The 12,914-nt window shown below is 65.9% G+C and carries 13 protein-coding genes; 6 read left to right on the top strand and 7 right to left on the bottom strand.

All coding sequences use genetic code 11. From position 1 onward, the window contains the following. Positions 1-99 precede the first annotated feature (99 nt). On the top strand, positions 100-999 hold the full coding sequence (locus SCAB_RS19510) for an AbiTii domain-containing protein (protein ID WP_013001794.1): 900 nt from the start codon (positions 100-102) through the stop codon (positions 997-999). A 196-nt stretch (positions 1,000-1,195) separates the two neighbouring features. Here SCAB_RS19510 and SCAB_RS45035 read toward each other — a convergent pair whose 3' ends face one another. After that, the gene (locus SCAB_RS45035) at positions 1,196-1,516 is read right to left on the bottom strand and encodes a transposase (RefSeq protein ID WP_078580147.1); all 321 of its coding nucleotides are present in this window, start codon (positions 1,514-1,516) and stop codon (positions 1,196-1,198) included. An 85-nt stretch (positions 1,517-1,601) separates the two neighbouring features. Here SCAB_RS45035 and SCAB_RS49065 point away from each other — a divergent pair, with 85 nt between their 5' ends. Continuing rightward, a complete protein-coding gene (locus SCAB_RS49065) occupies positions 1,602-1,910 on the top strand; it encodes a helix-turn-helix domain-containing protein (RefSeq protein ID WP_078580146.1) in 309 nt (102 codons plus the stop codon). 231 nt (positions 1,911-2,141) lie between these two features. Here the strand turns inward: SCAB_RS49065 and SCAB_RS19500 are convergent, their stop codons facing one another. The 4 genes from SCAB_RS19500 to cdgB form a co-directional block, all read right to left on the bottom strand. Continuing rightward, complete coding sequence (locus SCAB_RS19500) at positions 2,142-3,974, bottom strand: hypothetical protein (protein WP_013001792.1); 1,833 nt, start codon at positions 3,972-3,974, stop codon at positions 2,142-2,144. Further along, entirely contained in the window at positions 3,967-4,434 is a 468-nt protein-coding gene (locus tag SCAB_RS19495; RefSeq protein ID WP_049875741.1) for an ABC-three component system middle component 2, read from the bottom strand. The genes SCAB_RS19500 and SCAB_RS19495 overlap by 8 nt, the downstream gene beginning before the upstream one ends. Next, the gene (locus SCAB_RS19490) at positions 4,431-5,456 is read right to left on the bottom strand and encodes an ABC-three component system protein (protein ID WP_013001790.1); all 1,026 of its coding nucleotides are present in this window, start codon (positions 5,454-5,456) and stop codon (positions 4,431-4,433) included. Before SCAB_RS19490 ends, SCAB_RS19495 begins: the two co-directional genes overlap by 4 nt. Before the next feature lie 574 nt (positions 5,457-6,030). Continuing rightward, positions 6,031-7,563 (bottom strand): diguanylate cyclase CdgB, encoded by a 1,533-nt coding sequence (gene cdgB / locus SCAB_RS19485; protein WP_049875869.1) that lies wholly within the window; start codon positions 7,561-7,563, stop codon positions 6,031-6,033. Positions 7,564-9,288: 1,725 nt separating this feature from the next. Between cdgB and SCAB_RS19480 the strand changes: the two genes are divergently transcribed. The 4 genes from SCAB_RS19480 (at position 9,289) to SCAB_RS19470 (ending at position 10,427) form a co-directional block, all read left to right on the top strand. After that, complete coding sequence (locus tag SCAB_RS19480) at positions 9,289-9,489, top strand: hypothetical protein (protein WP_013001788.1); 201 nt, start codon at positions 9,289-9,291, stop codon at positions 9,487-9,489. Between the two features lie 84 nt (positions 9,490-9,573). Beyond that, a complete protein-coding gene (locus SCAB_RS47370; protein ID WP_041669381.1) occupies positions 9,574-9,783 on the top strand; it encodes a hypothetical protein in 210 nt (69 codons plus the stop codon). Positions 9,784-9,818: 35 nt separating this feature from the next. After that, positions 9,819-9,962: a hypothetical protein gene (locus tag SCAB_RS47365; RefSeq protein WP_158512249.1), complete on the top strand. Its 144-nt coding sequence runs from the start codon at positions 9,819-9,821 to the stop codon at positions 9,960-9,962. A gap of 168 nt (positions 9,963-10,130) precedes the next feature. Beyond that, positions 10,131-10,427 (top strand): hypothetical protein, encoded by a 297-nt coding sequence (locus tag SCAB_RS19470; RefSeq protein WP_013001786.1) that lies wholly within the window; start codon positions 10,131-10,133, stop codon positions 10,425-10,427. A 284-nt stretch (positions 10,428-10,711) separates the two neighbouring features. Here the strand turns inward: SCAB_RS19470 and SCAB_RS19465 are convergent, their stop codons facing one another. After that, complete coding sequence (locus tag SCAB_RS19465) at positions 10,712-11,497, bottom strand: Crp/Fnr family transcriptional regulator (protein ID WP_193789216.1); 786 nt, start codon at positions 11,495-11,497, stop codon at positions 10,712-10,714. Between the two features lie 65 nt (positions 11,498-11,562). After that, positions 11,563-11,841: a hypothetical protein gene (locus SCAB_RS19460; protein ID WP_013001784.1), complete on the bottom strand. Its 279-nt coding sequence runs from the start codon at positions 11,839-11,841 to the stop codon at positions 11,563-11,565. Between the last annotated feature and the right edge of the window lie 1,073 nt (positions 11,842-12,914).

The raw sequence follows: 12,914 nt of genomic DNA, 5'->3' as shown, positions 1-12,914 counted from the left end.
CGGACCCGCGTGGTACGACTGCAACCCAGCAGAGTTCGAGCAGACGGGCGGTCAGCAGTGGGGCGACAGGAAGAAGCGATCCGCGTTGCGGACGAGCTCTTGGCCGACATCGAGCTCAAGCGGTTGAAGGCGTCCGAGGTCGTCCTGAAGGCGAGCAGGCTCGCCCGGCTGGTCGGCCACACCGAGTTGACGGAGTTCCTCGGATTCGAGCGCAACGGGTACCCGACCGACGGTTCTGCTAGGGCGTGGGTCGGACGGGCAGGCCGGTGGGCCGATAAGGAGAAGAACACCTTCTACACCGTGTCGATCGCGAAAGTGGAGGGCCATGCCGAGTCTGCCCAGCAGGCCATCGACGCCCTGCGCGGCGGGGGTAACTACTCAGGCGACATGCTCATCCCTGCGTCGCGCGATCATGACTCGCGGATCCTCCAGTCATCAAACAACCTCGGCACGTGGATCGGAATCTGCGGGCAAATCGTCGCGACCGTCTACGACATGACTACCGAGATCTACCACGAGCTCCTGTTCAGCGAGCTCCAGGCGAGTCTGTTCGCGGACACTCAAAAGAAGGTCGACGGATCCTTGGCAGCGGCGAGCGGGAGTGCGCTCGACAAGATCGAACGCGTCTCTGACCGTCTCCGGGACGGTGACCCTGAGTCTGTCAGCCAGGCCCTCACCACCTGCCGCCGGTTGATCGACTCCTGCGCGGACTACGTGTTTCCGGCTGAGGGTGAGCCCTATGCGATCGGAGACGGGGTCACCCTGAAGGTTGGGCCGCAGCAGGTGCTGAACCGGCTCCAGGCCCACACCCACGTCTGCGGGGCGTCCAAGAGTCGCAGGGACCGGCTGCGCCGGACCCTGTCCGATCTCTACGATCGGTGCTCTGCAGGCACGCACGCCGAGGTCACCATCGACGAGGCCCGCTTCATCTTCCTGCAGACCTACATCGCCCTCGGCGAGATCCTGACCTTGAGCGCGCCTGAGGACGGCGAGTCCTGACACTGCCGCAAGACGAACCCTGACAGCACGTCGGTCTCGAACCGCTCCAGTTCCTCCGCCGACGTGCCCCGCCCAGTGCTCACGCAGGTCCGTACGAAGGCGTCGTCGGTGACCACCGTCTCCGGCTTCACTCCGCCGTCGAGGTTAAGCAGGGTGCCCGGGCCCCAAAGGCGTTGTGCTTACTTGACGATTAAATTCAGGTCACTTGTCCAGGTTCGATTTCTGCTGCGAACAGAACGGCTGCTGCCTTGAGGATGCCGTTGAGGCGTCGAAGGTCCGCGTTCTCCTTCTCAAGTTGACGGACTCGGGCATTGACACTTGCAGCAGCGTAGGGATTTCTGCCAGCTTCCGCATCAGCCTTGTTGACCCAGTGTCGTAGCACCTCCGGGTGGATCCCAAGGAGCTCTCCCACCTGCCTCACGATGGCGGAGCGTCCGGGGATGGCCGGTCTCATATCAATAACCATCCGGACTCCCCGCTCAATCAATTCTGGTGGGTACTTCCTCTTGGCGGGCATCGACGCTTCCTCTCCAAGCAGCCTGGCTTCGCCGACGGCCGTCCCTTGACTCGGCAGGTCTAAAGCGCAGCACTCAGCGCTGATTATGCACAACTGTTCATGGCGGTCAAATGGGCGCAGATGTCAAGTCGGATTCGTGCCCCACCTTGATCCGCCCGACCCCCTCCTCCACGCCTTCGGCATGCATCTGCGTCGGTTGCGCGAGGCTCGTGGGCTCACGCTTGAGGAGCTCGCCAGCAGAAGTGGGATGAGTTTCCGCGGAGTGGTCTACATCGAGCACGGGCAACGGAACCCAAGCTTGACCACCTTGCTCAACCTTGCGCGCGGCTTGCAGGCCGAACCTTCGATGCTCCTCGCGATTTTCGATGGTCGTGACTGGGGCGACAACAACTAGGGGTGGTATCGCAGGGGCGGCCCTGCGGGTGCGGTCTGCTGCCGTGGCAGCTGTGAGGCGGTGGTGGCGGCCTCACAGCAAGGTTGAGCCCAGGGCCCTTCGGTCCGCGAGTTTGGCCGGGAGAGGGCGGTTGCGTGATTTGCCCGCACCCGTAGACGCTGCGGTTTTACTCGGGTACCAGAGGCTTCGTTGCTGGAGCGCAGGCCCTGCAGATCGTGGAATCGACGGGGTTCACGGGAGGAAGCCGGGGCGGCCGTCGGCGGCGGTGAAGTTGTAAGTGGTGGCCTCGGAGAGGACGCCGAGGGGTGGATCGCCGTTCTCGATGATCACAGCCTGGCCGGGGAAGGAGAGCATGTCTTCATAGAAGCGGTCCACGACGGTGGATGTGATGCGCACGTCGGGTAGGTCGGGGTCCTGTGGGGTGTTCTTCACTGGCTGGCGGTAGGTGACCACGGGGGAGTCCAGGACGACGAAGCCGAGGTGGGGGAGGTCTCGTTCGATGCAGAAGCGGGCCAGGGAGGTAGTGAAGGCCGAATGCAGTACGGATCGCACGCCCTTGCCACGGCCGGCGCGCGGGCGGCCCCCGGCCCGGATCTCGGCGTTGTACTGGTCGTACCCCGAGTTGTCGACCGCCGGTATTTCCCAGCTGCTCAGGGTGCGTTGGAGGACCGAGTCGAAGCCGTTGACGACTCGGGCGGCGATGTACTGCGCAGGCCGGGTAGCGGGCACCGCTCCCTCCCCGTCGAGGCGAGAGCGCTTTTCCTCAAGTTCCGCGATCCGTGCATGCAGTTCCAGCCCCCGCTCGACTGCAGATCGTGCGTCCAGCAGTTCCTGAAGGCCCTCCCGGAGCGGTGCAAGCTGGCCCTCGGCTTCGGCGATGAGTTCGTCCAGCGCTTCAAGGTCGTCCTTGACGGACTGCCAGGTCTGGGCGAGCTCTTCCTGTTCGCGGGCGAGGTCGGCGATGGTGGGCAGGAGGTCGGTGAGCAGGGCGGTCGTCTTCGCGGCCTCCGCCTGCACCGCAATATGGAGCTGAGTGGCCTCCTGCTGACTGTGGCCTGGGTGCTGGTGCTCGGGGTCGGCTCCACAAAAGACGCAGGTTCCGACGCGGAAGTAGCCGAGGATGCTGCCAGCTTCGTTGACCATTACCAAACGCTCCAGATCGGAGCGGTACTGGTCCTCCAGCAGGCTGAACCGTCCAAGCAGATCGCTGACCTCGGCCAGCCGTTCGTCTAGCCCAGCAAGTCGGCGGGCGTGTGTCATGCGCTCGCGTACCGCTTCGCGGTGGCCTTCGTCGGCCGCGCGCAGGGCAGTGTTTTGCGCGTAGATCGCGGTTTTGACTCGCGCCAGGCGGTCTTTCAAGTCGCGCTCGTTCTCGTCCGACTCAAGCTTTGCGGATAAGTCGATCACGAGCTGGTCCAAGAGGTTGATTTGTCCCCTGTTCACACGCCTCTGTCCCGCGTTGGGTCCGGTGTCGACGGGAGGATCTCCCTCCCCGGTCAGGAGGAATCGCATGACCGATGTCTCCGCGGTGCGGGTGGTGGCTGTGCCGGTGCGCAGGACCGGGGAGGACATGGCGATCATGCGGTCCTCTGTAACCACGGACAGGTGCACCAGATCGGTCAGGGTCAGGGGGCGGGTGCCACCGGCTTCGTTCTTGCGGATGAGGACCTCGTCTAGACCCATAGCGCGCATCAGGTGAATCGAGAGGCTGTTCTTGCTACGGGCGTTGTGCACCGAGTTCACGATGGCGTCTGCCGGGCGGTGAACCAGGTCGCGGAGGTCCTCGCGATGCAGATGCGTAGAGTTGGTGCCGGGGCGCCGGACGAGAGTCAGCGGGCTGCCATCGGGCAGCAGCAGCCCAAGGAGGATCTGGGTGTATCCCTCGGCTTCGTCGACCATGGCCAGATGGGCGCCGCCGAGCATGTACTCGACAGACCTGACGATGAAGGTCTTCCCGGTGTCGGAGGCACCATAGATGGTGGTCAGTTCAGGGCCGAAGACGATTTGCGCTGATGGCTTGCCCGAGCCGGCGTAGGTGAGGTGGACCAGCTGGAGACTACCCACGATGGCCCTCGAACGGGCGGATGGTCACGGGAGCGGGCGGAGTCGTTAGCAGGGACTGGGTGGTGGCGCGTACGTCGGTGTCCGGGGCCCATTGGTGGACGGCCCACTCGGCACGCTCGCGGAGCCGCAGGACGTACGGGGCTTCGAGAACGTCCACGAAGGCCGGACCGCGTTCCGTGGCCCGGTAGACCAGGCCGGTCCCGTCAGCTTCGAGTTCGGCCAGGCCGGCGCGGATGAGCACCAGAAGCGCCTGTTCGAGGACCGTGCGCTTCAAGCCGAGCTCTCCCGAGCGAGCAGGCAGATCCGGGTGCAGGCTGGGTGGTCCGTCGAACTCGGCGCTGTGCAGCACGGCATGGTCCAAGAGCGCCAGCTGGGCCAGGTCCAGAGCATCGGGATGGCTCTCCGAGAGCAGCACTAGTGCCCGCACGCCGATCTCCAGCGGGCTGTTAAGCGGTTTCATGTCCCTTCTCCCTCGCACCACGTGAGCTCGTCCTCGTTCGCCAGGTGATGACATACCCCGGTACGGTCCAGAGTTCTCACGTGCTGAGCGAAAACCGTCTGCGTCAGCCCGGCACTGATCGCCTGCGAGGTGACGGCCTGTAGGCGCTTCCACCCCGTGGGGTGGTCGTCCCTCGCCACATTGATCACGGCGTCGTATATGTCTTTGACGATGGCCTCGAAATGCCCTGCGGGGTAGGCCTCCTCCCCGAAGCGGCGCAGGGACTCGGCGCTGAAGAACGCTTCACGCTGGTGGCGCAAGTGCGGGCCAGCCGTGGGGTGCTGCGCAATCTGGGCAACGCTGCTGGCATCACTGGGCCAGCGCTCGGCGTAGACCTGGAAGAGCTGCTGTACGTAGCGGGCCTCGCGCGGCTCCGGCTTCTCGGGCGGTGTCATGACGGCCGGGCGGGGCGGGGACTCCGGTGGGAATCGCTTCACCCAGAAGTCAGTAGTCTTGTGCTGTTCAAGCATCTTCTTCATGTTGACGGTCTGAAAGATCTCGAACGACGTGTCCGCCGCCAACTCCTCGACCTCGCGTCTCAACCGCGGGCCCAGGTCTGTGATGATCTTGTCCGTGGTTTCACGCAACGCCTCCACGAAGGCCTTGCGGGTACCGACCGGGCGTTGCAGGGCCTGCTGCAGGCTGGGGCCGATGGACGGGGCGACAAAGGTGTATTGCTCCGGCACGATGAACTGACCGGTGACCACGCCTGCGAACATCTTCCGAATCTCACCCGCAGCAGTGCTCCAGGCCAACGTTCCCTTGTAGCGCTTGCACTGGTAGTTGTGCCAGGGACCTTCCAGGCCCTGGCGAGTGAGGAATGCGGCCACGTCGATGCCGTGGTCGCCAGCGCCTCCTTGGCGCTCTACCCGCACATACAGGCTGTCCAGCACGGGCACCCACTCCTCGACGAACTTCTCGAACTCGTCGGGATCGTAGGTGAAGACGATCTTCTCGGGCGACGGCATAGCCGGAAACTGCATGGCCGTTGGATAGTTGAGGATGAGTGACGCAACACCTGCCCGGCGTTCTGCTCCCTGCGGGCCCTGACTCGGATCCAACATCTCCCCCTGAATGCTGCCGCCACATCCCGCCGACGGACCCACTAGAGGTATCACTGGCAGATCGTTCACGAAAAGACCACAGCCGAGCGAATAGGAGCCAGGGACCGGTGTGCCCAGCAGGCAGACACCCTCGTCGGGTGTGGGCCGGTGATTCGTCGGCTGGCCAGTTCCCGCGCCACGGTCAGCCGTCCGGAGTGAGGTCGACGTCCTTGCGCAGGATGATGGTTCCGGCAAGTACATGGACGGCGACCAAGATGACGATGAACCGTTCGAAGGGGTTGCTGGCGTGATCGAAGATGCCTGAGTGTGAAGGCCCCCCAGTCGCCAGCGGGAGGTCTGCACCGTCCCTCTTGGTCCCATTCCCGAGTGGTCCTGCGAGGGGAGGTCGTCGGGGCTGGCCGTGAGTAAGGGGCCGCTTCGCCGCCACCTCGACGTACGGCATGCCGTACAACGCCGTTTCCGTTCGGCGCACCGGCCCTTTGAGATCCTGCGCTCACGACGCGAACCCGCGGGCCGCCCACAGGATGTCACCAGGGGCCGTCCCGCACTGGGCCCATGCAATACCGACAGCTGCGTGCATGCACACGGTTTCGTTGCCCAGGGGGATCGGCAGGGCGATCTGGGACTGCATCCACGCCGCGGCGTTGTGCGCGTCTTCGGGATCGAAGCCATCGGACAGGATGACGAACTCGTCACCTCCGTACCGGGCAACCGTGTCGCCGTCGCGTACGGCCCGACTGAGCCGCCGGGCGATCTCGATGAGGACGCCGTCCCCCGCGTCGTGCCCGAAACGGGTGTTGATCGCTTTGAAGTCGCGGAGGGCAAAGAACACCACGGCTAGGCCATGGGTGTTGTCGTCGCCTAAGGGGGCCCATACGTGGGTGTGGGGGGACGTGGCCTGGTCGGCGTGGCCGAGGTAGGGATCGTCGCCCCCCTCCGCGGCGGCGTCGGACCCGTGCTCCCGGAGTGCGCAGAGCCGGGCGCCGATACGGGCGTGCAGTTCGGTGGAGTTCGGCAGGCCGGTGAGGGCGTCGTGCGAGGCGCGGTGGGCGAGAGCGAACTCGCGGTGCTTGCGCTCCTCGATGTCCTCGACGTGAGTGAGCAGGAAACGGGGGCCGTCGGCGGCGTCTGAGATCACGCTGCAGCGCAGCGAGACCCACAGATACGTCCCGTCGCGGCGCCCGAGCCGCAGCTCTGCGCGCCCGCCCTCGGCGTGGGTGCGGAGCAGGGTGCCTATGTCCTCGGGGTGGACGAGGTCGGAGAACGAGTAGCGGCGCATGGCGGAGGCCGGGCGGCCGAGCATACGGCACAGCGCTTCATTCGTCCGGAGGATGCGGCCGTGCTGATCGCCGCCCATCTCGGCGATGGCCATGCCGGACGGGGCGTACTCGAAGGCTTGCCGGAAGGATTCCTCGCTGGCCCGCAGCGCCTGCTGTTCCCTTTCTTGTCTGACCAGTGCGCGTTGCATGTTCGCGCGCAGCCGCGCGTTGCTGATCGCGATGGCGGCCTGGAAGGCATACTCCTCCAGATCCCGGCGCTCGTCCGGCCTGGGACGGCGGCGGGTGAAGGGCCGGTCCACGGAGATCACACCAAGCAGCTCACCGTGGGAGGCGCCGGAAGCGCTCGGGGTGTACATCGGCGCGAAGAGGCGGTCGGACGGATGCCACTCGTTCTCGAACCGGGGGGCAGGGCCGTCGGTGTACCACTGCGGTACGTCGTCCTCGTCCAGCACCCAGCCCTCGGTGTGCGGTATGAACCGCAGGTCGCCCCAGGCCTCGCCCATACTCAGCCGGCGGTCCCAGGAGGCGCGGGAGCCGACGCGGCCGGTGATCGTCGCCTCGGCGGCGGAGTCGCCCGCGAAAGAGGCGACCACGAGATCGCCGTCCGGGCGGACGAGGTTGACGCACGCCAGCTCGTAGCCGAGACCAGTCACGACTCCATCGGCGACGATCTGCAGGGTGTCCGCGAGACTACGGGCGAGATGGAGACCCTGGACCGCGGCCTGCAGATTGTGACTCTTGTCGATGGCGAGCGCGCTGCGGGTGGCGAAATCGGCGACGATCGACAGATCGGCTTCCTGGAAGGCCTGTTCGGCGTGGTGCAGGAGGACCGCCGTGCCGATGATCCTCCTGCGACCGTGCAGGGGCACGAGGACGGTGTGGCCTCCGGCGGGTGTCGCGTGCCCCTCACCGAGGAGTTCCGGTAGTGCGGCGCCACCGACCGGCGAGTCGGTGGCGACCGGCATTGCTCCGTGCAGGACTTCGAAGAGCGCACTGCCAGGGTGTACCTCGCATAGCGCGGTACTCCCTCCCGCGTGGAGCGGGTGCACCTGTTGCAGCCGCAGCACCAGCGGGCCCACGTGTTCTTCGTCGCCCACCGGGATCGGGTCCCGCAGATAGACCATGATCGCGTCGGCGACGGTGGGGACGACGGCCCGGCACAGCCGCGTCACGATGTCCTCCGGGTCCCTTCCCTGGGTGATCTGGCGCGCCGCCTCGGAGATGTCGCCCTGGGAGCCGGCGGCCGGAGGACGTGGGGATTCGAGCGCGGGGAAGGCTGTCTCCTGGCTGGTCGGTGGGTTGTTCGAGGTTGTTCCGGACAACTCGACGGGTTGGTTCACCAGGTTCTGCCCGGGCACGGAGACACCGGCTTCCGCTGGAAAAGCTGAGGGAATCGAGGACGACCAGTAGCCCACCTCGTTGGCGGCCTGCTGAACGGCCTCGTGCTCCTCGTCGAGGACGGCGCGCGCCTTCTCTAGCGCACGGTCCACGTCGTTGAGCGTGGCGTCGTCGGGGCTGAGCGCGTGCAGATCGGGCGGGGAAAGCGGCGCCGGCTCCTGTGTCCGGGAGGGCCCGTCCTCCCCCATGCGGAGCCGCAACTCTGCGAGTTCGGCCTCCAATACGTGGATACGGCGTGCGGCGTGGTCGGCGACCTGCTGGGCGATGCCCCGCTCTCGCTCAGCGCGAACCAACTGTTCGCGTAGTTCCGTCTCCTGCCGTTGCGCCCGGGAGAGAAGTTCCACCACCCCTTGACTGCCGGGGAGTTCGACCGCCATCGACTCCAGCGCGTCAAGTCGACGCCTCAGTTCGGCGACCTTCGCCTGGGCCTGTCCGAGCATGATGAGCAGCCACGTGGCCATTGACAGGGCCTGTTGCCGCCCGTGCTCGCCAGCCTCGTAGGCCTGCCGGGCGCGCTGCATCTCCTGGAGGACCTCGATGGTCCGGTCCTTGGCCTCCAGCAACTCCCGGGCGGGCACCAGCTCATGCGCCTCTGTGAGTGCTGTGGGGTTCGCGCCCGCCCGGTCCCACAGCGTCCTCGCCTCCCCGAGGCGTCGCTGGGAGGGGTCGGCCTGTTCGTTGGGAAAACATACGTCGGCCACGGCCTCGACAAGATCCCACTCCAGCGACTCGCCGGACAGCCGGTCACGCAACTGGCGTAGCTCGGGCACGGCCCCGGCGACGAAGTGCTCGGAAGTGAGCCGTGCGTGCAACTCCCGCACAGACACCGCCGATTCGTCGAGCCAGGACCGCACCACCGCGACCAGCTGGTTGATCTCGACGCACGAGCCCCGGGCCGGTCCCCACGGCCGCCCCGCCCGCTTCCTCTCGCCGGCCACTCGTTCTCCCCCATGGTTTGTTCGCCGGACAACCCCCTGTTGTCACCGGAAAAACATCCAACCGCCCCACCTGCCGTTCCGCCCGGGGATCGTCGTAATTCGTCATCGACACCACACGATCCAGGCGGTGCCTTCATGAAACACACCTTCCCGGCGTTCCTGCTCCTCGCGCTGGCGGTGGCCGTCCTCTTCTCCGTCGTCGCCGGGGCGATCGCCTTCGCCCTCGCCCGCTGGGAGGGAGTCGCGACGCCGACCGCCCTGTCACGCTGCGGCATCGCGTTCGCCGCGAGCCTCACCCTGTGGCTGGCCACCTTCGCGGCGTTGGACCAGACGTAGCGGAAGGGGAACAGGGGACAGGTGGACAATGGGCCTTCTGCAACACGCTTTGCAGCGTGTTGCAGAAGGCCGTGATGTGAAGGAATGCTGCACGATGTCCTCGGGGTCCGCCGCGGACGGCGGGACCCCCTGATCACGCAGCCGCCGGCGGGCGAAGCCGACCATCTGCCCGTACCGCTCGGCGAACAGGGCCGACACCGCCTCGACGTGCTGCTGCTCAGCCATTCCGCCCCCGCTTCCCCGTACGGCGTCCCGTGCCCGCCCGGCCACCAGACTTGCCCCTGGCGCGGATGAGCTTGGATTCGCCCTCCGCGCGGTTGCGGAACGCGATGCTCTTCAGCACGCTGCTCAACCCCGGCGCGAACAGCAGCACCAGGAACACGACGACGCCGATACCCGGCAACTCCGCCGGACTCCTCCAGTTTGTGGCCTTTCAGTGCCTCACCGCGAAGCAGCAGCCGTACGCGCCCTGAGAGGCGTTCAGCCGCCAGATTCTTGACACGGTAACCAAGATTCCTTGGCGGGGTTTCAGGGGCAGCCGCTGCGGTTCGGCTGGGGCGTGCGCATCGCTGCTCCGGCTCGTTGTCCTCGGTGTACGGCGTGACGGGAATGGCCGTCAGCATCGAGGAAGGAGCCCGACGGTGGCCGGTGCACGGATCATGACGGCCGACCAGGCGCGGGTCATCCTCGGCGAAGCGGCTGCGGACACGATGCGCACCGAGGCGGAGCGCTGGTACAGCTTCCTGCAGCAGCGGTTCGAGGAGGCGGAACGGATGCCGAAGTACCACCGGATGCTCGGGGAGGCGTACGGCAGGTTGACGGTGCACCTCGACCACGGCGACACCCAGACCGCGCTGGAAAGCCTCGACTGGATGCGGGCGGAGGCACAGTTCTTTGCGAATCACCCCGCTTTCCCGATCGAACTGGTCGGCGAGTAGGTGCTCTCGCGTGATCGCCGCTCTGAGTGGGGTGGCCTCAGCCGCCGTACTCCGTGGAGGCAGGTGAGGTGACAGACAACACAGGCCCCAAACCGCGAGATGCCGGAAACTATCGGTAAATAGGAAATATTGCCCCATGAGTCGGTCCTTAAATGCTCTTACGCAGCCGCTTATCTCGACGCCAAGCTAATTATCGATCGAAGCGATCAGGAGCGATCGAACGACGAACAATAAGAACCCGCCCCCGGAAATAGTTTTCCGAGAGCGGGTAAGCGGAATGTTGACTACCGAACTTCCTCTACGGATCCCGTGACGGTCTGGGATGGCCTTCGGACTTTGCCGAACGAGGCCAGCTCCCGCTCGTCAGGGAAGCGGTACTGGCGGTATCCGGTGACGACCAAGGCCTTGCGGCGAAGAGTCTTGAGGGCGTTCTCGACGGTGGCCAAGCTGATGGACAGTGCGTCAGCGATGTCGGTCTGCGACGGGCCCTCGATCATGCGGCCGTATCGCACGCAGGGGACGGCGCACCGATGGAGAAGGTGGACGAAGAGACCGGCGAGCCGTTCCTCGGGGAGAAGGCTGCGACGGCCGTAGACCCGCTCGCCCGTCACGAGTTGGTCCGTGAGTACCTTGGAGAGCGCGACCGATACGGCAGGGTTCCCCTCGGCGATGCCCCGCATGCGTGTGAGCGGAAGTCCCAAGGTGAGCGTGCTGTTGAGGCAGCGAGCGGTGGGAGCGTGGAGATCGGGGTTGAAGATCTCCGTGATCCCGAGCACGGCTCCGGCGCCATGGATTCGCACCGTCGCGTCCTCGCCGTACTCGGACTCTTCGTACACGCAGCCGGACAGTACGACGTGGACCATAGCGCCGGCGGACCCCCTCAACTGGGTGTTTCGGCTGCTCGATCGGGTCACCGCAGCGTTGACGAACTCGTGGCGGAGACCCCGGGGGAGCTCGGACAGGAAGGGGTTGAGGTCGATGAGTTCACGAACCGCGCGGGAGCCGGAGAGCCCGTGCTCGACGCGCCCCGTCTCCTCGTCGAACGCATACACCGAGTTGCCCAGGACCATGCGCTGCGGCCTGCGCGTACGCGTGCGCAAGTAGTTGTCTGCGAACCCGGCAGGGGCCTGGCCCATCAGAGGACACCCCCCTGGTTGGCAGTGCCCGGCTCGGCGCCCGGAGAAAGCGCGGCGGTGCCGCCGGGCTCGGCGGGCGCCATGGTCACGGTGGTGGTCGGCGTCGGCTGCGCTGGGGAGAGTGGCTCGACGATGCGCGGGATGACGGCGAACAGCACGGCTACCGCGGCGAGGACGGCCGCGATGCGCGCGGGCGTGGACGACAGGGTCTTGACGACGAGTACGGCGGTCGCTGCGGTGATCGCGACGATCATGACCGCAGCCGTAAGGAAGTCCATTCCTTCGATCCTTCTGAAGTTGTGTCTTGGCCGGTCCAGCTGAATAAGTCACATAAGAGGACCCCTGGCCGAGTGGTTAGGTCGACAAAAGAAGGGGCCGCTCTTGATCGAGCAGGATATAGCACGGGCTCCGCGTCGCGGAAATGTCACCCTTGGGCAAGGGATTCGCGGACCTGCACCACAGCGGGTAGCACGCAAGTGCACTCTCCCTAGAAAAAGGGGATTACTTGCGGGTAGCAGTCGACACCCCCGAAGAATAGGGAATGGATCTACAGGGTCCACCGTTACATTCAACAGAGCTGAAGTTGTGCCTTGGCCGGTCCAGCGACAGCTTGTCGGGGCCCTCCGGGGGTGGTTCCCCAGAGGGCCCCGACCAGTAGAGATAGCCTCTGAGCTGTGGGAATGTGGTAGCGAGTGAACATTCGAAACGTGAGAGTGGCGGCTCCTTAGGGCCGCCACCAGTCGTTTGCGGGGCCTGACCAAAGACGCGTCCTGCCTGCTGCCGACCAAGAGCAGCGGCGAAGCCTACCGGGTGGGTCTGACACTCCTGATGTGCGGCAAACCACACCGGTACCTCGCGCGGAAGAACTCTGCTCACCTTCGAGCTGGAGGTTCCTAGGACTCGCCCCGGCCGGTGTGTGCCTCACGCACCGACTGCCGGAGCGTCTCCATCAAGTTGACTGCCGGTCATGCTGCTTGGCGTCGACGATGTTGGCGAGGCCTGGGCGCAGTGGTCACTTGGCGACTCGCCCACGCCGGTACACCCTGCTCAACAGCACGGCCCCGGACGGGGAGCCCGGTTGTGCACCTCACCACCCGCCGGGCGGGGACCATCATTCGTCGTGACGTAGGGCGAGGACCGGAACGGTTCGAGCTGACCAACGTTCAACTGTCTGACGGCACGTACGCGGCCGAACCCGTCGACCGGTACGTCTGATCGATCGGCACCATGCTGGAGGGCCCCGCCAACGCGGGCCCTCCAGATCGTGCGTCACATCTCGACTCCGTGTCCGCTGACTTCGACGGCCGGTGCCTCGTGCTCCGGTTCGGGGCGCTGGACCACGACGGGCTCG

This window comes from Streptomyces scabiei 87.22 (assembly GCF_000091305.1).
GTDB classification, from domain to species: domain Bacteria; phylum Actinomycetota; class Actinomycetes; order Streptomycetales; family Streptomycetaceae; genus Streptomyces; species Streptomyces scabiei.
Note: the sequence above shows the minus strand (reverse complement) of the source record. Positions and strands in the feature narration are given on the sequence as shown.

Excerpts from the sequence above, each read along its gene's own strand:
- SCAB_RS19480 (WP_013001788.1), top strand. The coding sequence starts at position 9,289 with ATGAAACACACCTTCCCGGCGTTCCTGCTCCTCGCGCTGGCGGTGGCC.
- SCAB_RS19490 (WP_013001790.1), bottom strand. The coding sequence starts at position 5,456 with ATGCAGTTTCCGGCTATGCCGTCGCCCGAGAAGATCGTCTTCACCTAC.
- SCAB_RS19465 (WP_193789216.1), bottom strand. The coding sequence starts at position 11,497 with ATGGTCCTGGGCAACTCGGTGTATGCGTTCGACGAGGAGACGGGGCGC.
- SCAB_RS49065 (WP_078580146.1), top strand. The coding sequence starts at position 1,602 with ATGCACAACTGTTCATGGCGGTCAAATGGGCGCAGATGTCAAGTCGGA.
- SCAB_RS47370 (WP_041669381.1), top strand. The coding sequence starts at position 9,574 with ATGCTGCACGATGTCCTCGGGGTCCGCCGCGGACGGCGGGACCCCCTG.
- SCAB_RS19495 (WP_049875741.1), bottom strand. The coding sequence starts at position 4,434 with ATGAAACCGCTTAACAGCCCGCTGGAGATCGGCGTGCGGGCACTAGTG.
- SCAB_RS19460 (WP_013001784.1), bottom strand. The coding sequence starts at position 11,841 with ATGGACTTCCTTACGGCTGCGGTCATGATCGTCGCGATCACCGCAGCG.
- SCAB_RS47365 (WP_158512249.1), top strand. The coding sequence starts at position 9,819 with ATGCTCTTCAGCACGCTGCTCAACCCCGGCGCGAACAGCAGCACCAGG.
- SCAB_RS45035 (WP_078580147.1), bottom strand. The coding sequence starts at position 1,516 with ATGCCCGCCAAGAGGAAGTACCCACCAGAATTGATTGAGCGGGGAGTC.